The sequence below is a fragment of the Pseudomonas sp. Eqa60 genome, assembly GCF_018326405.1.
GTDB lineage: Bacteria > Pseudomonadota > Gammaproteobacteria > Pseudomonadales > Pseudomonadaceae > Aquipseudomonas > Aquipseudomonas protegens.
In genome coordinates, this window is record NZ_AP024342.1 from 4,574,537 (window position 1) to 4,592,972 (window position 18,436).

An 18,436-nucleotide genomic window follows, 5' to 3' on the forward strand; every position below is an offset into this window, starting at 1 on the left:
GTATGATTCTAAGTTTTTTGGTGAAAGCAAAAACGAGTGCTGAATGGCCTACAGACACTTAAGAGCCGCTTTATAACAAGGGCTCTAAAAAGCTGTCAAGGAAGCCCCCCAGGCTAATGCGTACTAATGCGTGCTAATTCTTTCCTTAGAGTCAGACTCGCGTTTTTCGTCCTTTGCGACTATCTCGGGAGCCACATCCGGCAAGGGCTCCGGCGCGTATTGCAGCGCAATTTGCAGGACTTCGTCAATCCATTTAACCGGTTTAATCTGCAGATCCTGCTTGATATTGTCAGGAATTTCTTTCAAATCGCGAACATTCTCTTCCGGAATGATCACTGTCTTGATTCCACCCCGATGAGCGGCGAGTAATTTCTCTTTCAACCCGCCGATAGCCAATACCTGACCACGCAGAGTGATCTCGCCCGTCATTGCCACATCAGCCCGCACCGGAATGCCGGTCAGCGCCGAAACCAGCGCCGTGCACATGCCTACACCCGCGCTGGGGCCGTCTTTCGGGGTCGCCCCTTCTGGCATGTGGATATGGGTGTCGCGCTTCTCGTGGAAGTCCAGGGGAATGCCCAGGCTCTTGGCCCGGCTGCGCACCACGGTCAGTGCTGCTGTGATCGACTCGACCATCACATCGCCCAGGGAACCGGTCTTGATCAACTGGCCCTTGCCCGGAACCACAGCGGCTTCGATGGTCAGCAGTTCACCGCCCACTTGAGTCCATGCCAACCCGGTCACCTGACCGATCTGGTCTTGCTGCTCGGCCAGGCCGTAGCGGAATTTGCGCACGCCGAGGAAGTGCTCCAGCAGGTCGGAAGTGACCTTCACCGAGAAGCGCTTTTCCATCGCATGCTCTTTCACCGCCTTGCGGCAGACCTTGGCAATCTGCCGCTCCAGGCCGCGTACACCGGCCTCGCGGGTGTAGTAGCGAATGATGTCGCGGATCGCATCCGGCTCGAATTCCAGCTCGCCCTTCTTCAGGCCGTTGGCCTGAATCTGCTTGGGCGAGAGGTACTTGACCGCGATGTTGATCTTCTCGTCCTCGGTGTAGCCAGGCAGACGAATCACCTCCATCCGGTCCAGCAAGGCCGGCGGAATATTCATCGAGTTGGAGGTGCAGAGGAACATCACATCGGACAAGTCGTAATCGACTTCCAGGTAGTGATCGTTGAAATTATGGTTCTGCTCGGGGTCCAGCACCTCGAGCAATGCCGAGGCCGGATCACCGCGCATATCGCTGCCCATCTTGTCGATTTCGTCGAGCAAGAACAGTGGGTTGCGCACCCCCACCTTTGTCATCTTTTGAATCAATCTTCCTGGCATCGAACCGATGTAAGTCCGACGATGCCCACGAATCTCCGCCTCGTCACGCACGCCACCCAGGGCCATGCGTACGAACTTGCGGTTGGTAGCGTTGGCGATCGACTCCGCCAGGGAGGTTTTACCCACCCCAGGAGGCCCCACCAGGCACAGTACCGGGCCACGAATCTTTTTCACCCGCTTCTGTACGGCGAGGTATTCGAGAATCCGTTCCTTGACCTCTTCCAGGCCATAGTGGTCGGCATCGAGAATATCTTCGGCACGTGCCAGATCGAGACGAACCTTGCTCTGTGCCTTCCACGGCACCTGAACCAGCCAGTCGATATAAGAGCGGACCACAGTAGCCTCGGCAGACATCGGCGACATCTGCTTGAGCTTGTTCAGTTCGGCCTGAGCCTTGGTCATCGCGTCTTTTGGCAGGCCTGCGGCATCGATACGCTTTTTCAGCTCCTCGATTTCGTTGTGCCCTTCGTCGCCATCACCCAGTTCTTTCTGAATGGCCTTCATCTGCTCATTCAGGTAGTACTCGCGCTGGCTGCGCTCCATTTGCTTCTTGACGCGACCACGGATGCGCTTTTCCACTTGCAGCAGATCGATCTCGGCGTCCAGCAATGCCAGGACATGCTCGACCCGAGCGGACAGATCGATGATCTCGAGGATTTCCTGCTTCTGCTCGATCTTCAACGCCATGTGCGCAGCCATGGTATCCACCAGGCGGCTTGGCTCATCGATGCTATTGAGGGACGACAGCACCTCGGCAGGGACTTTCTTGCCCAGTTGCACGTACTGCTCGAACTGGGACAGCAGACTGCGAACAAACACTTCCGACTCACGGTCAGGAGCATCGACTTCGTCAATCAGGGAGACTTCGGCACGGCAATGGCCATCAACTTCGCTGAAGCGCTCAACAGCACCACGCTGTTCGCCTTCAACCAATACCTTGACGGTGCCATCAGGCAATTTGAGCAACTGCAAGACAGTCGCAATGGTACCTACGCGATAGAGTGCATCTTCACCGGGATCGTCATCAGCAGGGTTTCTCTGCGCCAGCAAGAGAATCTGCTTGTCGCCCGTCATCGCTGCCTCGAGGGCTTCGATCGACTTCTCGCGCCCCACGAACAGCGGGATAACCATGTGCGGATAAACCACAACATCACGCAATGGCAGGAGAGGCAATTCGATGGTTGTCTTCATGATTTCGCCTCTACGGCGGCCGTAAGGCCGTAAACAGATGGAAGTAAGCTTGAAACCAAGATGGGGGCTGCCTGGAAAAAAAACAAGCTCAAAGACAGCACTTTAAGGCGCTAAAAACAAAGGGGCCCGAAGGCCCCTTCTTTCATTCCAACAGCGCGACGCTTACGCGTCTGGCGCCGCCTTGGCCGTCGGCTCACTGTTCTCATAGATGTACAGTGGCTGGGACTTGCCTTCAATAACGCTTTCGTCGATCACTACTTTACTCACCTCGGACTGCGAGGGGATTTCATACATAGTGTCGAGCAGAACACCTTCAAGAATGGAGCGCAGGCCACGAGCACCAGTCTTGCGTTCAAGGGCTCGCTTGGCGACGGACTTCAAGGCATCGGTACGGAACTCCAGGTCAACACCTTCCATCTCGAACAACTTGGCGTACTGCTTGGTCAAGGCGTTCTTCGGTTCGGTGAGGATCTGAATCAATGCCGCTTCGTCCAACTCATCCAAGGTCGCCAGGACAGGCAGACGACCGACGAATTCCGGGATCAGACCGAACTTGACCAGATCGTCAGGCTCGACTTCACGCAGGGACTCACCGACTTTCTTGCCTTCTTCCTTGCTGCGAACTTCTGCGTTGAAACCGATGCCGCCCTTGGTGGAACGGTTTTGAATAACCTTTTCCAGACCCGAGAACGCACCACCACAGATGAACAGGATGTTACGGGTATCGACCTGCAGGAATTCCTGCTGCGGATGCTTGCGACCACCTTGCGGAGGAACGGAGGCAACCGTGCCTTCAATCAACTTCAACAGGGCTTGCTGAACGCCTTCGCCGGAAACATCCCGGGTAATCGAAGGGTTGTCAGACTTGCGGGAAATCTTGTCGATCTCATCGATGTAGACAATGCCCATCTGGGCCTTCTCTACGTCGTAGTCGCACTTCTGCAGCAACTTCTGAATGATGTTCTCGACGTCTTCCCCCACATAACCGGCTTCGGTCAGGGTGGTGGCATCGGCGATGGTGAAAGGTACATTCAACAGGCGAGCCAGGGTTTCGGCCAACAGCGTCTTACCCGAACCTGTAGGGCCGATCAGCAAGATGTTGCTCTTGCCAAGTTCGACGTCGTCACTCTTCTTGTCACGCTGGTTCAGACGCTTGTAGTGGTTGTACACCGCTACTGCTAGAACCTTTTTTGCACGCTCCTGACCAATCACGTACTGATCAAGGATGCCGCTGATTTCTTTAGGCGAAGGCAATTTATGCGCGCTGCTCTCGGCCTGTGCTTCCTGCACCTCCTCACGGATGATGTCATTGCACAGGTCGACGCACTCGTCGCAGATAAAGACCGAGGGGCCGGCAATCAATTTGCGCACTTCATGCTGGCTTTTGCCACAGAAGGAGCAATAAAGCAGTTTGCCGTTGTCCTCGCCGTTGCGGGTGTCAGTCATTCGTTCGATCCAAATCCGATAGGCTTGCAACACAAGATGAAGGCTATTGCGGGCTTTTTCAAGCCCGCCACTGATCGGAACAACCGACCATGCCCATTTTGAGCTGCTTATTTTAAGCGGGGCGCTGGTTGATTACTTCGTCGATCAACCCGTACTCACGCGCAGCTTCGGCGCTCATGAAGTTATCGCGATTGGTATCGCGCTCGATTTCTTCCAGGGTGCGCCCGCTATGCTTGGCCATCAGCGTGTTGAGACGCTCACGGATAAAGAGGATTTCCTTGGCATGGATTTCAATATCCGATGCCTGGCCCTGGAAACCGCCCAGTGGCTGGTGAATCATCACTCGGGAGTTTGGCAGGCAGAAACGCTTGCCTGGAGCGCCGGCTGTCAGCAAGAACGCGCCCATGCTGCATGCCTGGCCAATACAAGTGGTTGAAACGTTAGGCTTGATGAACTGCATGGTGTCGTAGATCGACATGCCAGCTGTCACCGAACCGCCCGGGGAGTTGATATAGAGATGGATGTCCTTGTCCGGGTTTTCCGCTTCAAGGAACAGCAGTTGCGCACAGATCAGGTTGGCCATGTAGTCCTCTACAGGGCCCACCAGAAAAATCACTCGCTCCTTGAGGAGGCGCGAGTAGATGTCGTAGGCGCGCTCGCCACGAGCGGACTGCTCGACAACCATCGGGACCAGGCCGCCTGCGGCCTGGATATCAGAGTTCTGCTGAATATACGAATTACGGAACATGCTCTGCAGTCACTCCCAAATAGTCACGTCTTGAATACGCATAAGCCAGCGCGAAGGCTGGCTTATGGTGTGTGCTTCGAACGAGAAGAAAATCAGTCGGCTTGAGGTGCTTCTACCGGCTTGACCGCTTCTTCGTAGGAGACCGATTTGTCGGTCACGCTAGCTTTCTGCAGAACAGTATCCACAACTTGTTCTTCCAGCACAACCGAACGAACTTCGTTCAATTGCTGCTCGTTCTTGTAGTACCAGGACACGACCTGCTCAGGTTCCTGATAAGCCGAAGCCATTTCCTGGATCAGCTCGCGAACGCGGCCTTCATCAGGCTTCAGATCGAACTGCTTAACAACCTCAGCAACGATCAAACCCAGTACCACGCGACGCTTGGCCTGCTCTTCGAACAGCTCGGCTGGCAGTTGATCCGGCTTGATGTTGCCACCGAATTGCTGGACAGCTTGAACGCGCAGACGGTTAACTTCGTTGTCCAGCAGCGCCTTCGGCACTTCGATCGGGTTGGAGGCCAGCAGACCGTCCATGACCTGATTCTTCACTTTGGACTTGATGGCCTGACGCAGTTCGCGCTCCATGTTCTTGCGAACTTCGGCGCGGAAGCCTTCCAGACCTGCTTCCTTGATGCCGAACTGAGCGAAGAACTCCTCGGTCAGCTCTGGCAGCTTAGGCTCGGAAACGCTGTTGACAGTCACAGTGAACTCGGCGGCCTTGTTGGCCAGATCCAGGTTCTGATAGTTCTCAGGGAAGGTCAGATTCAGGACGCGCTCTTCACCCGCCTTGGCGCCTACCAGGCCTTCTTCGAAGCCAGGAATCATGCGACCCGAGCCCAGCACCAGCTGGGTACCCTTGGCCGAACCACCGGCGAAGACTTCACCGTCAACCTTGCCAACGAAATCGATGTTCAGTTGATCGTCGTTCTGCGCAGCACGATCGGCCACTTCAAAACGCACGTTCTGCTTGCGCAGGATTTCCAGCATGTTATCCAGGTCGGCATCAGCCACATCAGCGCTCAGGCGCTCAACGGCGATGTTTTCGAAGCCGGCAACAGTGAACTCTGGGAACACTTCAAAAGTGGCAACGTACTCCAGGTCCTTGCCCTTCTCCAGCACTTTAGGCTCGACCGAAGGAGCGCCGGCAGGGTTCAGTTTCTGCTCGACAACGGCTTCATAGAAGGAAGCCTGGATCACATCACCTACTGCTTCTTGACGCGCATCAGCCTCATAACGCTGACGGATCACGCTCATTGGAACCTTGCCAGGACGGAAGCCTGGAATCTTGGCCTTTTGGGCAGTCTGCTGCAGACGCTTGTTGACCTGGCTCTCGATGCGCTCAGCCGGCACGGTGATGCTCATGCGGCGCTCAAGAGCAGAAGTATTTTCAACAGAAACTTGCATGGATATTCCTCGTTGCACAGACGTTAGCCGGCCGTTTTCCGACCCCAGAATCAAGGGCATGCATTCTAGAGGGTCAAACTCAAGAAGTCACCCTACTGAAAACGGGTAAAAAACCGCCGGCAATGTGAAGGCGGGGACAAAGGATTGAGCCTCGCCATGAGAGCAAATATTGCGAACCAAACCAGGGCCTCTACTTCAACCCTTCTATATATAGAAGGAGTCGTTCAGCACACCCCTGAAAAACGCCAGCCAATAGCTGAAACCCGGAACCCTCAACGACCAAAGGACAACATTCTGCCACTCAACCGGCTCATCGGATGCAGCCACTTAGAGGTATCGAATCCAGAAACGAAAACGGCGCAGCCCTTTTCAGGTGCTGCGCCGTTATCTGCTATTAACTAGCTACTTTATTGGTGCGGACGAAGAGACTCGAACTCTTACACCTTGCGGCGCTGGAACCTAAATCCAGTGTGTCTACCAATTCCACCACGTCCGCGTAACAAGCTTTTAAAGCAAAGGCGCCAGACTATTAATCTGGCGCCTTCTTCGAATATGGGGTGGACGATGGGGATCGAACCCACGACAACAGGAGTCACAATCCTGTGCTCTACCAACTGAGCTACGCCCACCATATTGCGTTACTTGTGCCAAAGCTGCCTAATGGCGCACCCGGCAGGACTCGAACCTGCGACCATCCGCTTAGAAGGCGGATGCTCTATCCAGCTGAGCTACGGGCGCCTTATTAATCTGTATTCTTTAACGATTACAAACTAATTGCTTTCAGTCGTTACGAGTTAAACATCAACTCTGCCCGACCTTCTTAACCAGTGCTAGGCTGTGCCCGACAAGTGCGACGAATGTTATAGACGGTCCGTTAGGTCGTCAACTCTTTTTTGAAAAAAATTCATTTAATTAAAGGGCTTAGGGGAATTTGCAGACCAAGCGCCTTTGCCCTCACGTTCCGACATGCGAGAATGCGTTCTCTTTTTCTCACCCTCTCGATGGTTAATCACGCGTCATGACTGCACAACTAATCGACGGCAAGGCGATCGCCGCTAGCCTGCGCCAGCAGATCGCCAAACGCGTCGCCGAGCGTCGCCAGCAAGGCCTGCGTACTCCAGGCCTCGCGGTGATTCTGGTCGGCAGCGACCCGGCCTCTCAAGTTTATGTCTCGCACAAGCGTAAAGACTGCGAAGAGGTCGGCTTCCTTTCCCAAGCCTATGACTTGCCCGCCAACACCACTCAAGAGGACCTGGCCGGCTTGATCGACCGCCTCAACGATGACCCGAACATCGATGGCGTCCTGCTGCAGTTGCCGCTTCCCGAGCACCTGGACGCTTCTCTATTACTGGAGCGTATTCGCCCGGACAAAGACGTGGACGGTTTCCATCCTTATAACGTCGGTCGCCTGGCCCAGCGCATTCCACTGCTGCGCCCTTGCACCCCCAAGGGCATCATGACCCTTCTGGAAAGCACCGGTGCCGATCTGTACGGCATGGATGCAGTGGTTGTCGGCGCTTCCAATATCGTTGGTCGCCCGATGGCCATGGAGTTGCTGCTGGCCGGCTGCACCGTGACCGTGACCCACCGCTTCACCAAGGATCTGGCTGGTCATGTCGGCCGTGCCGACCTGGTAGTCGTAGCCGCCGGCAAGCCGGGCCTGGTCAAGGGCGAGTGGATCAAGGAAGGCGCAATCGTCATCGACGTTGGCATCAATCGCCAGGACGACGGCAAGCTGGTGGGTGACGTGGTGTATGAAACCGCCCTGCCCCGCGCCGGCTGGATCACCCCAGTACCGGGTGGCGTCGGCCCCATGACCCGCGCCTGCCTGCTGGAAAACACGCTGTACGCAGCCGAATCGCTGCACAGCTGAGTTTGCTGCCCCGCAACAGAAAACCCGCCAATGGCGGGTTTTTTTATTCTGAAATTAAAGGCCACCCGGGCTCTTTATCACCCCTGACTCTTAGCCCACGCCCATTGCTGCGCAAAGCCCTACCGTTCAGGAAAAAAACGTGTTTTTTCTTTATTTTTAAGGGCTTTCGGCTGACCGTGGAAGAACAATCGACAGTTCTTCAGCCATACTCATAAGATGTTTTCTGCGGTTTCCAGCGGGCCGCAGCGGGATAAACCCCAGCGTTTCCTGGGGTTCTACCCACCACCGCCACGCACCAAGCACCCACGCCCCGCCCCCAGTGGTACAAAAATTGGTACAGCCAGTTTTCCCGCCTCCGGCGTTCTGCCGACCCAGCTGCACCCCCTCCCCCCTACAGTTCGTCGGCGCAAATCGCGCCCCGTCCAAGCCTCGATTACTGTATGCACATACAGCACCTGGATCGAGGTAGTACCGTGCACACCGAAGACGACACAGCAGATTGGCTGGGCATCCCCACGCATGAAGAAATGTTGAGGCAGCATGTGCTGCTTGTAACTGCTGAGTGCGAACAAATGCAGCAGGCCCTGGCTGCATGCCGGCAGAGCATCGCCAAGCTCGTCGAGATCAACCAGGAACTTAACGCGCAGATCGATGCGATCAGGGCAGAGCGTGATGCGGCCAGGCAAGATGCAAATCGCGCGCATGCTGAGTGCGTGTCGAAAGAAAACAACAATCGCTGGAACGGGTCGGTGCCCACCTGGGGCATGACTACGAGCGACCCCACTCCGTGATCTATGCTTTCTCCTCTGCCGGGAGAAATGCCTATGTGCGGACGACTCTCACAATATCGCGGCATTCACGACTTCGTCGCAGCCCTGAGCATGCCCGGGGCCCTGATCAATAACGTCGGCGATCAGCCCCTGGAGCGCTACAACGCAGCGCCGACGATGCAACTCGCCCTCCTCCATGTCGCCAGCGAGGCCTTGCATGCCGACGCCGTGCGCTGGGGATGGCGACCGCACTGGGCCACAGATCGTGCTGCACCGATCAATGCCCGGGTCGAGAAAGTGGCCCATGGGCCTTTCTTTCGCCAGATCTGGCCGCACCGAGCCATATGCCCGATCGACAACTGGTTCGAATGGGTGGACGAAGGCGGCCCGAAGAAGCAGCCCTACCTGATCCGACACCGCGACGGTTCACCTATCCTCTGCGCCTCAATCGGACAGCTTCCGGCCCAAGACCAGGGCGAGCACGACGGCTTTGTGATCATCACCGCCGACGCACAGGGCGGCATGGTCGATATTCACGACCGCCGGCCGGTGGTCCTGGCCCCGGACCTGGCCCGTGAATGGCTCGACCCGGCCACGCCGAAGGAGCGCGCCGAACAGATGGTGCTGCACCAGGGAGAAGCCGCCGAGGCTTTCGAGTGGTTCAAGGTTAGCGCCGCCGTCGGCAACGTCAGGAATCACGGTCCGGAACTGATCGAGCCACGACCAAGCCCGCCGGTGGCGATGCGGTGAACAACGGCTGACTGCTGACATGTAAAAACCGCCATAGTCAAACGCTGCTCATACCCGATCCACTTCCGGCTTGCCCCAAGCCGCGATTGTTCTACAATCCTCCAGCCGGGCCAAAATCCCCCTACCGGCTTTAGCCCGCTTCGGCGGGCTCTTTCATTTTCCAGCCTGCGCTTGCTCTTGCTCAATTGCCGCAACCAACCAATCTCCGGCCTGTTGAATCTGACCATGCCACTCATTACGGTCAACGAGCCCAAGTCGCAACATTTCGTTAGCGGTGCAGATCAAATCAAAGTAATACTCATCAAGGCAGCTCTCGGGACTGATCTGCGCAACGAGCAGATTTTGCCAATCCGCCAAAGTCATATTCTTCATGAGCTCTATCTCATCGAATACTGATCACAGCTTTTAGTTATAGCAATTTTTCCCTCGCACGATGATCTCGCCTTAACCAATTTTAAAGGCGTCAACTCACCTCCTTAATCCCTCATAAGCCTGCTCACAAGTCACTGCCCCGCTCCGGCTTTGATCAGAATCTGCTGATCACTGGCAAGCTGCGACTGCCGCAACGAGCAAGCGCTCGTATCCGATCCGCTGCCTACGCTCCGCCAGCAGCGCACGCACCTTCAGCTCCAGGCTGTCGGTCTTCTTGAGGCTGTCCGTGGCCCAGGCCGGCACGGGCACCACCGGCGCCCTGCAGGGTACTGGCACCGGCACCTCCACCCGCACGGTGCGCACCTCAGGCTCCCGGGCTGCGCATCCGGCCAGGAACAACAAAAGCCCGGCCAGGAATAGCTTCTGGAATATTTTGCTGTACGTTTTGTCGTTCACAACCCCAGCTCCTGATCAATGATCAATTCCGCCGCCGGCGCCGGATCATCGCCGGTACGTTCCTGCAGGAGACGATTCGCCGCGGAGTAGTCGTGTTTGGCCAGCTCCTGGGCATCGGCCTGGGCCTGGGCAGCATGGCGCTCACGCTCCTGACCTGCCAGTACCAGGTCACCCAGCTTCCGGCCCTGCTCACCCGCCAGGGCTTCCAGATTGTTGCGACCAGCCTTTGCCGTGGCCAGAGCCTCCTGGGCGGTATCGAGCAGCGGCCGGTAATGCCTGGAAGCCATCCAGGCCCCCAGAGCAGCGCCGGCGACCAGCACCAGGACGACGGCCAGCAGAATGCCAACCACCCGCCAGGCACCGGCGCTCACTTCAGGGCCCTGCGCAGGCCTTCCTCGAATACCTCGCTCGAGTAAGGGTTGCCGCCGTTTTCGTGCACGATGATCCCGAGCATCACGGCGCGCAGGGTCGCCGGGTTCTTGATGTCGATCGCGTCGTTCGCCTTCACGCCCAGGCGCTTAGCGATTGCGGCGATGTAGGCCTCGGTGTCGTTCTCGTTCCCAGGCGCCCAGCGGGTGATGAACTCGCGAGGGGTGTCGATGCCTGGGCCGCCGACTCCCGGCATACCGTCTTTGCCTCGGTAGTTGAGTAGCAGCTTGCCCAGGGCACGAATGCCGTTCTCGGCAGTGTCGAAGATGGCAAAGCGGCCGTTCGGCTCCTTGCCGAGTTGGCCTTGCCAGTCGTTGCGGGGGTTGTAGTCGATGTTTCCCGGGTTGCGGTTGCGGACGCCGCGGGCGTTCTGAATAGTCATGGTCAAACTCCAGGCACAAAAAAGCCCGCGACTTGGCGGGCTTGAGGGAGGATCTGCAGCAACTGCTGCTCAGTAATCGGCATAACTATCTCCAGTTCGTAGTGATCAGGCGTTAACCTTCCCAAATATTCCAGGCAACAACATGTAAAAAGGGTTCTGCAATGCAGTGAGCCTTAAGCGAATTACACCCGCTGGAAAATCATAATAAGCAGCGACAACCCGGGCTGTATTGTTGCCAGCCATCATCCACATCCTCAAATTATTAGACAGAAAGTAATCACCAAGATCATACTGAATTGGAATCGCATACCAATTCAGATAATAACCTTGGACGTCTTTTGTCGTGTGGGTATACGTCCAGTTCGGGATAACTCTGGTGAATGATGCAGCAGGAGTTCCAGAGTCAAAAACCAACTTTCCAGCCCCATCCCAAAGGCGCATGCCAAAGTCACTGACGGGTGAGGCGTCAAAAGCTGCGACAAATACCATTCCACTTGTGCCATTGCCATAAATCGTTACGCCCACCCAGTTGCCAGGCCCCCGAGGTACCCTGTACCAAAGGTAGCGGTGGCTCCGTTGTTATTGGGGCGAAGAAATATCAGTGGGGGCTCCTGGGTTTTCACGGCCTGCGCAAAGTAAATATTAACAAGCTGTCCTGGACTACTGTAAGGACCATGATAAAACACACACAACCTTGAAAACTCACTATCAATAACTACTGTACCAGCGTCATTGATAACAGACAGACCAAACCCAGCCATCACTTCCACCTCATAACCATCAGCCTCATCGTCGCCCAAGATATAGTGCTACTTCCGCTAAAACCTCCTAAAAAGTTTCGGACATAAACAATATCAGTCCCCATCTGCGCCTCCAGTTGGAGATTCCTTAAATCGGTGTTAACGACATTAGATAGTGGCAGGCAGAAAGCAGTTGAGTTGCTAGGGTTACACCCTGGCACTGAGTATTGACGGGTAGTGGGTGGGGATCCGTCGAATGAAACTACAAGCGAAAGAGCAACTTGCCATGTCACTGTATCTGTATCGAACTGCAATTTTCCGTCAGCCCCCCACATCCGTAGTCCGAAACTCATGCACTAAGGTCTCCAAGTTGCACCCGCTTGACGTTATTTTGGTCATAGACCTTCACCGCCCGATTGGTCATGGTCAGCCGACCTCCACCTGGTGCGGGCCCGTTAAACTCGATGTTTCCCGCCTTATCCAGGCGCCACCCCTGCACGCCCACAACGTAGTCATCAGACTGCAAAAAACCACCGATCATGGCGTTTGTGATGGTTCCGCTCTTGATGAACGCAGTGTCGATGTACGCCGCACCGTTTTGAATTACAAACGGGTAATAGACCTGGCTTGAGTTTGGATCTACGACCGCAAACCGACTGGCCGCAATCAGCACCTGGCTGGTGATGATCCCTTCGTTGTTCTCTACGCCAATACCAATGCCGGCCAGGTATGGCTTATTGTCCACGGTGAGCTGAGTCTTGATTGAGTACATCGCAGCGAGCTCTGTCTTGATCTGCTCAACCTCAACCTGTGCGCCACCGCCCGAGTCGATCTTTTCCAGTAAGTGCTGACTCAACTGGGTCTCGGTGATCTGGTCGTTCAGGTACTCAAGGATCGGTCCAGCGTCCGAAGATGATTGCCCGGTGACTGGCCCATAGAACGCCCCTACGTTGCCGATCCGGTCCACCAGCCGAGCCCAGAAAAAGAACTGCACACCGGCGGCCAGGCCCATGATGGTCAGGTCAGTTTGCGGGTAGGCATAGTCGCCAAACTTGATAGCTGTTCCAACCTGGTTCGTCTGGCTGTACCAGATCTCCGTTCGCTGCACGTCGGCGGTGCTCAGGCCTGCTGGGATGCCCCAGGCCAACTTGATGCCGAACACAATTGACTCTGCGGTGAAGGACGACGGCACCGGCGGCGGAGTGGTCTTGCCGTTCAGAACAGTCTCTGCCGAGGTCGCGAACACCGACCCGATGTCGAGCGAGTTGATGGCCCGCACCTTGGCCACATACCGGCCCGCGTAGATCCCGCTCACATCGATAGACGTTGTGCCCGTGCGGCCCGCAAAGATCCAGTCACCGTCGTTCTTGCGCCAGTAGACCTCGTAGGCGATCGCGGCTTCTGGCTTTTCCCACTCAATCGTCATGACGCTGACCGCGCTACCCTGGTCGACGAAATGGTCATTGCTCACCGTCACGTTCGCCGGCGGCCGCTGGACGCTCGGCGGGATCACTGTCACCGGTGGGCGCTCAATGCGCGTGCCGTTGTCGATTGCGCCGTATTTACTGGCGTTGTGACGTACCGCGCTGATCGTGAACTTGATCTCCGAGTCGGAGAAATCCTCCGCCACCGACATCACGCGAAACAGTTGAGTGGCCAGGGTTGTCGAGTCAATCGCCCACATCGAATGCTGGGGCGGCAGTTCATCCAGCTTCTTCTCCAGCACAACCTGTTGGACTTCAGCAGGAAACCCGGTGGTATCCATTGTTACGCGGCCGCTTGACCACTTGATTCCCTTGCGGTCCCAGGTCAGCGGATACCCGACCGATTTGATCTTGCGGGAGACAGCTGTGCCCGTGGGCATGATCACGGTGATGGTGTCGCCGGGGTATGCCTTCACGTCGGCATCCAGTACCAGGCTGTCGAGCGTGGAAGAGCGCAGGCGCCCACCAATGCGGCGCCCTGCCCGATCATTGTCCGCGATGCGGATGATCTGCCCGGGGCGCGCCAGGGTGCCATCCAAGCCCACGGAAAACCCCACGCTTTCGGTTTCCAGACGGTTGGTCAACAGCGCCCACTTTCCGATGCGCTGGGCTTGAGCCTGGGACGTGCAGCCGGTGGCGGTGATCTCGGTCTGCTGGATGCCGTAGCGTGTGATTCCGGCCTGGTCGTCCACATACTCGACCTTCTGCCGGTAGAAGGCGGCCGGGTCGTTCCAGCTCACCAGGGCCACGGTGTAACGGGTCTTCTTGGCTGAGCCGAAGTAACCGAACTTGCCGTCGATCACGTTGGCGTTCGAGTAGGTGTAAACCGGATCTTCCGGGATATCGGCAATGGCCATCACCGAGCCGGCGGCCCAGTAGGACATCCCCCGGAAGGTCGTGGCCAGGTCCTGCAGCACGTCCAGCGCGTTCGACCTGGTCTGCAAGAACAGGTTGCAGGTGAACCGCGGCTCTTGGCCGCCCTTCCCGTCCGGCACCAACTGATCGCAGTACTGGCCGATGCGGTACAGCTCCCACCGGTCCACCTGGCCCTCGTTCAGCAGGTGGCCCAGGCCATAGCGGAAGTGCAGCAGCAGGTCGTAGAAGATCCAGGCCGGGTTGTCGGTCCAGGCCGTCTTGAACGAACCATCCCAGACGCCGGAGTATTGCCGGCTTTCCGGGTCGTAATTGCTCGGCACGCGAATAATACGGCCGCGCAAGTCGAAGGACCGGGTGGGGATCGCCTGGAACTGCGAGGCATCGAACTGCAGGCCGACGACAGCGGAACCCGGATAGCGCAGCTTGGCGTCGATCACTTCAGTGATCGCATCGATGCTGGTTTTATCTGCGATCGCTCCAGAGGTGCTGTTCGGCGTCAGGCGGGTAACCCGAATCTGCCAGTTGCTGCTGGCCGGCGGCAGGTCGACCCGGTGGGAGCGCTCGTACTTGGTCGAGGTCTTGCCGCTGAACGCCGAGGTGAGCACCTGGACATAGGCCCCGCCGTCGGTGGAAACCTCGATCTTGTACTGCACGGTGTAGCCGTTGGTGTCGCCGTTGCTGGTGTTGGTCTGGGCCAGGCGCGGGGTAGACAAACGCACGCGCACGGCCGACAGCTGCAGGTTCTGCACAGCGCGAACCCAGGGCTGGCCATACTTCAGCTCAACCCCTACCGCAATTTCACTTTCGACCGCCGGAAAGCCCGGGATATGCAGCTGATCCTGGCTGCCGGTGCGGGCGTCCAGGGTGACGCCGCTGAAATTACGGGTGCCGTCGGCATTGGCCAGGGGCGTCTCGTCGAGGTAGACCGAGCGCTCGCCCGCGACCAGGCCCTGGATCTCGCCTTCGCTCACCAGGTCAAGGATCCGCGCATACGCGGTACTCTGCAGGCTGTCGGGGGCCTCAACGGACGGCCGCGGCTTCGACTCGCCGCCCTTGCTGCCGGTAATGTGCTGGTTCATGGCTTTCCTTTAGGCGTAAAAAAGCCCGCTCATGGCGGGCCTGGTGGCGGGTTCGGTTTACATCTGGTCTTCGGAGTAGATCCCGGCGCTGATCACCGCGCTGCCGACAATCATCCGGCCGTAGAGAAGCGGGACAGGGTTGCCCTGGACGCTGGTGTTCACGGCTCCGTTGAAGCTGTAGCTGGGTCGGTTGTTGGGGGTGTCTTGGGTGCCCAGGCCTTTTGCTTGGGGGCTCAACATCTGGATGACGCCGCCGGCAACCATGGCAATACCTGCAGGAGCCAACCCAGGGAACCAGATGCTGGCCACCAAAAGCACCGCCCCCACGATTGTCTGCAGGATTCCGGCACGCTTCGAACCGGTAATGACTGGAACAATTCGGATAACATCACGCCCAGTGGGCTTTTCCAGATCCGACTGGGAAATGTTCTCCTTGCCGTTGAAAACTGCATAACGCAGACCTTTGCTTGAGCTTTCAGCCATGTGCTCCTCAAAGCCCGGGAACTGCTTGAAGTACCCCATGATGTCCCGCCAACCTCCGCGCGTCACGACCCTGTGGCGTCGGCCGAAAAGCTTTGCCAGTGAGCCGGACAGCAGAATGGTTTGCATCTTTTCAGCTGATTGCGACATGTTTTCTCCGGGCATAAAAAAACCGCCTCAAGGGCGGCTTTCGAACGTTCATTTTCAAAGGCAGGATTTCACTGCCGACTCTATCGCACTTCGTCCAGGCATTGCAGACCAGGCCATGCGCTGGTAGAGCGTTACATCACTACCCGAGGACGTCTTGCGAATTTCAAGAAGCTCGTCAGCCATAGCGCTAGCGACCAGCAATCGGTAACCGCTTTCCGTTTCACTCATTGACGAGTCGTTGCGTGCGTTCTGCCACTTTGGAAAAACACAAAGCGCATAGCTTTTAGGGTCCTTTTTAGTGCTAAGCCTCAGACTTGGGTCGTTCCGCTCAAGATCGCCAGGGCCGACGCATCCACCAAGTGTTAGCGCGACGGCAAGCCAAATCAAAATCCGCATGTTTTCCGCTCCTTGTGAGATCGGCAGACGATACCATTTTGATCAGGGCCTGACCTCCCGATGCCGCCAGTAGCTGACGGTTACTTCTCGCCAGTACCCGCCGTAGTTGTCGCGTTTACTGTCTCGGTTGTACAGGTGGTGCAGGATCGACCCAGGTGCTGGGAAGTGCTCGGGCTCGGTCTTCAGGATGCCGTCGGCCAGGTATACCCCGGCATGGTTCGGCACCTTCGACCGGATCTGCATCAGCACGATGTCGCCATTCTGCGGCGCGCTGACCTGTGTGAAGCCAGCCGCCGGCAGGTTCTCCAGATACAGGTTTCCGCCCTTCTCCCACCAGCCATCCTCACGCTCGTACTGGCCCAGGTCGATGTCAAGTTCGCGCCGGTAGTAGTCGAGGATGATGCTCAGGCAGTCGTGCACGCCGTGGGCGAACTTGCGGCCGATCAGCGGGGCCTGGTAACCGTCCGGCGCGAAGTTCACAAGCTCGCCAGGGCGCACCCGTTCATCATCACCCTTGCGGACCTCAAGGATGTGCCAGGGAAGCCCGGAGGCCTCACAGGAGACGCGATCCGCTTCGCTGGGTGCCGCTGGGTGGTCTGGGTGGCTGTGCACGACCGCCAGCACCTGGCCGCGGTCCTCGGCAGCGGCGAAGTCCTCGGGCGCCAGGCGGAAATGCTCACTGGGCGTCGAGGCCGTATTGCGGCAAGGCACATAGACTTCCTTTCGCCCTTCGCGAATCACCAGGCCGCAGCACTCACGCGGGTACTCAGCCAGCGCATGCCGCTCAATGGCGGCGCAGGTGGACTTGTTCATGGTCAGCTCCGAAGCAGGCCAGCGGCCGGGAATGAGCCGTAAGGCAGAGGGTTGTTCTCGCCGAAGCGAAGCTTGCAGCTGCTCAGGCGGCCGCCGCATTTGTCCTTGGAGGCATCGGTGACGATGATGTCGTTCTCATCGGCCACGGGCCCACCGTTGTAGCCGCAGTAGGGCCCGCGGTAACCGCCGCAACTGAGCCACCAGCAGACGTTGGCCACGATCTGCCGGCGCGGCAGCTGAACCCCGGCGAAGTCCAGGGCCGAGGCCAGTTCGAACTGCACCGTTTCGTTGTTCTCGGCAGCCTTGCGCTCGACATACCAGATGTCCGGCGGTAGCTCTTCGTCGGGGTCCGCCTCCGGCTGGCCATCAAGGTACTTGCCCAGCGTCCGGTGCCGGATCAACTTCGCCCCCACCAGGTCCTCGAAGTACAGCACCAAGGCCGTGATGAACCCGCCGACGTTGCCGACAGACAGGGTCGGCATCGGCTGCGCGCCCTGCCCCGTCATTTCGAAGCCCTCGGCCTTGATCGGCCAGGGCGAATACTCCTCACCCTGCCAGTAGATCGACGACTGCTGCGGGTAGCCGTGAAAGCGGTACAGCTCGGCGCCCAGTGCGGTAGCGTCGAGCTCGAAAAGCTCCACCCACGCGCCAGGCTCCAAGGTCTGGATATCGGCCGTAATTGGCATCGTGTTTCCTCAAGGCAAAAAAATCCCGCTCTAGGCGGGTGGGGTCGGGTGTTGCTGTGTTAGATCAAGTTGCGCGCCTCGGCACGCTTCTCTGCGATGTCCGCCGGGATGTCCTTGCCGGTTTCCAACTTGCGCACTACAAGCCAGTCTGTTTGCTGCAGGTACTCCCTCGCCTCCTGCACCTTTTGGTCCTGCTCAGTAACCGTTTTCTTGCTCTGCGAGAAGTCCATTGACGGCCTCGATGGTAGGGGGTTCTGGAGGTGGCGCCGGGTGATCGGTGGGAATCTCCACCGGGCCATCGGCGGTCACTGTCACAGGCTCAGGAAAGCGAATGTCGTCGGTTGCCGTCGCCTCGTCGTAAGGCATGAGCAGAGTGACTGCCAGAGCACTGTCAGCGGACATGACAGCCTTGTCGGCGAACAGCGGGGAGCCGATAGCCTCAAGCGACAACTCATAGCCGGGCTGAAGAGGAGAAAAGTCGAAGGACTCGCCGTTGATAGTGATCGTGAGTTCCTTGACGAACACCGATTTAAGTAGCGTCAATTCCGGCGCATACACCGGCGAAAATTTGATCGTTACCATG

19 protein-coding genes and 3 tRNA genes are annotated in these 18,436 nt (G+C 57.6%); 3 read left to right on the forward strand and 19 right to left on the reverse strand.

Annotated elements, in window-relative coordinates:
• Window positions 1-123: 123 nt before the first annotated feature.
• From lon to KI242_RS20600, 7 genes are all read right to left on the reverse strand, one after another.
• The gene (gene lon / locus KI242_RS20570) at window positions 124-2,520 is read right to left on the reverse strand and encodes an endopeptidase La (RefSeq protein WP_011062272.1); all 2,397 of its coding nucleotides are present in this window, start codon (window positions 2,518-2,520) and stop codon (window positions 124-126) included.
• Between the two features lie 162 nt (window positions 2,521-2,682).
• On the reverse strand, window positions 2,683-3,966 hold the full coding sequence (gene clpX, locus KI242_RS20575) for an ATP-dependent Clp protease ATP-binding subunit ClpX (RefSeq protein ID WP_011062273.1): 1,284 nt from the start codon (window positions 3,964-3,966) through the stop codon (window positions 2,683-2,685).
• Window positions 3,967-4,078: 112 nt separating this feature from the next.
• Complete coding sequence (clpP, locus tag KI242_RS20580; RefSeq protein WP_011062274.1) at window positions 4,079-4,714, reverse strand: ATP-dependent Clp endopeptidase proteolytic subunit ClpP; 636 nt, start codon at window positions 4,712-4,714, stop codon at window positions 4,079-4,081.
• Between the two features lie 92 nt (window positions 4,715-4,806).
• The gene (tig, locus tag KI242_RS20585; protein WP_015636350.1) at window positions 4,807-6,117 is read right to left on the reverse strand and encodes a trigger factor; all 1,311 of its coding nucleotides are present in this window, start codon (window positions 6,115-6,117) and stop codon (window positions 4,807-4,809) included.
• Between the two features lie 411 nt (window positions 6,118-6,528).
• Window positions 6,529-6,613, reverse strand: a tRNA-Leu gene (locus KI242_RS20590).
• Window positions 6,614-6,670: 57 nt separating this feature from the next.
• Window positions 6,671-6,746, reverse strand: a tRNA-His gene (locus KI242_RS20595).
• A 32-nt stretch (window positions 6,747-6,778) separates the two neighbouring features.
• A tRNA-Arg gene (locus KI242_RS20600) sits at window positions 6,779-6,855 on the reverse strand.
• A gap of 280 nt (window positions 6,856-7,135) precedes the next feature.
• Between KI242_RS20600 and folD the strand changes: the two genes are divergently transcribed.
• From folD to KI242_RS20615, 3 genes are all read left to right on the forward strand, one after another.
• On the forward strand, window positions 7,136-7,990 hold the full coding sequence (folD, locus tag KI242_RS20605) for a bifunctional methylenetetrahydrofolate dehydrogenase/methenyltetrahydrofolate cyclohydrolase FolD (RefSeq protein ID WP_011062276.1): 855 nt from the start codon (window positions 7,136-7,138) through the stop codon (window positions 7,988-7,990).
• A gap of 473 nt (window positions 7,991-8,463) precedes the next feature.
• Window positions 8,464-8,781, forward strand: coding sequence for a hypothetical protein (locus KI242_RS20610; protein ID WP_212805491.1), 318 nt, complete (start codon window positions 8,464-8,466; stop codon window positions 8,779-8,781).
• A gap of 33 nt (window positions 8,782-8,814) precedes the next feature.
• Entirely contained in the window at window positions 8,815-9,510 is a 696-nt protein-coding gene (locus KI242_RS20615) for an SOS response-associated peptidase family protein (protein ID WP_212805492.1), read from the forward strand.
• Window positions 9,511-9,663: 153 nt separating this feature from the next.
• Here KI242_RS20615 and KI242_RS20620 read toward each other — a convergent pair whose 3' ends face one another.
• From KI242_RS20620 to KI242_RS20675, 12 genes are all read right to left on the reverse strand, one after another.
• Window positions 9,664-9,882, reverse strand: coding sequence for a hypothetical protein (locus KI242_RS20620; RefSeq protein ID WP_212805493.1), 219 nt, complete (start codon window positions 9,880-9,882; stop codon window positions 9,664-9,666).
• 168 nt (window positions 9,883-10,050) lie between these two features.
• Complete coding sequence (locus KI242_RS20625) at window positions 10,051-10,338, reverse strand: hypothetical protein (RefSeq protein ID WP_212805494.1); 288 nt, start codon at window positions 10,336-10,338, stop codon at window positions 10,051-10,053.
• Window positions 10,335-10,709: a hypothetical protein gene (locus KI242_RS20630; RefSeq protein ID WP_212805495.1), complete on the reverse strand. Its 375-nt coding sequence runs from the start codon at window positions 10,707-10,709 to the stop codon at window positions 10,335-10,337. The genes KI242_RS20625 and KI242_RS20630 overlap by 4 nt, the downstream gene beginning before the upstream one ends.
• Window positions 10,706-11,149 carry a structural protein P5 gene (locus tag KI242_RS20635; protein WP_244868149.1) on the reverse strand — a complete coding sequence of 148 codons (444 nt, stop codon included), beginning with the start codon at window positions 11,147-11,149 and terminating at the stop codon, window positions 10,706-10,708. Before KI242_RS20635 ends, KI242_RS20630 begins: the two co-directional genes overlap by 4 nt.
• Before the next feature lie 105 nt (window positions 11,150-11,254).
• A complete protein-coding gene (locus tag KI242_RS20640) occupies window positions 11,255-11,674 on the reverse strand; it encodes a hypothetical protein (RefSeq protein ID WP_212805496.1) in 420 nt (139 codons plus the stop codon).
• 564 nt (window positions 11,675-12,238) lie between these two features.
• Entirely contained in the window at window positions 12,239-15,328 is a 3,090-nt protein-coding gene (locus tag KI242_RS20645; protein ID WP_212805497.1) for a host specificity protein J, read from the reverse strand.
• A gap of 57 nt (window positions 15,329-15,385) precedes the next feature.
• Entirely contained in the window at window positions 15,386-15,958 is a 573-nt protein-coding gene (locus tag KI242_RS20650) for a tail assembly protein (RefSeq protein WP_212805498.1), read from the reverse strand.
• Window positions 15,959-16,012: 54 nt separating this feature from the next.
• On the reverse strand, window positions 16,013-16,354 hold the full coding sequence (locus KI242_RS20655; RefSeq protein ID WP_212805499.1) for a hypothetical protein: 342 nt from the start codon (window positions 16,352-16,354) through the stop codon (window positions 16,013-16,015).
• A gap of 42 nt (window positions 16,355-16,396) precedes the next feature.
• Window positions 16,397-17,167, reverse strand: coding sequence for a Mov34/MPN/PAD-1 family protein (locus tag KI242_RS20660; protein WP_212805500.1), 771 nt, complete (start codon window positions 17,165-17,167; stop codon window positions 16,397-16,399).
• Between the two features lie 2 nt (window positions 17,168-17,169).
• Window positions 17,170-17,853: a phage minor tail protein L gene (locus tag KI242_RS20665; RefSeq protein WP_072444339.1), complete on the reverse strand. Its 684-nt coding sequence runs from the start codon at window positions 17,851-17,853 to the stop codon at window positions 17,170-17,172.
• Window positions 17,854-17,912: 59 nt separating this feature from the next.
• A complete protein-coding gene (locus KI242_RS20670) occupies window positions 17,913-18,083 on the reverse strand; it encodes a hypothetical protein (protein WP_183001645.1) in 171 nt (56 codons plus the stop codon).
• Window positions 18,049-18,435: a hypothetical protein gene (locus KI242_RS20675; protein WP_212805501.1), complete on the reverse strand. Its 387-nt coding sequence runs from the start codon at window positions 18,433-18,435 to the stop codon at window positions 18,049-18,051. Before KI242_RS20675 ends, KI242_RS20670 begins: the two co-directional genes overlap by 35 nt.
• Window position 18,436: the final 1 nt, after the last annotated feature.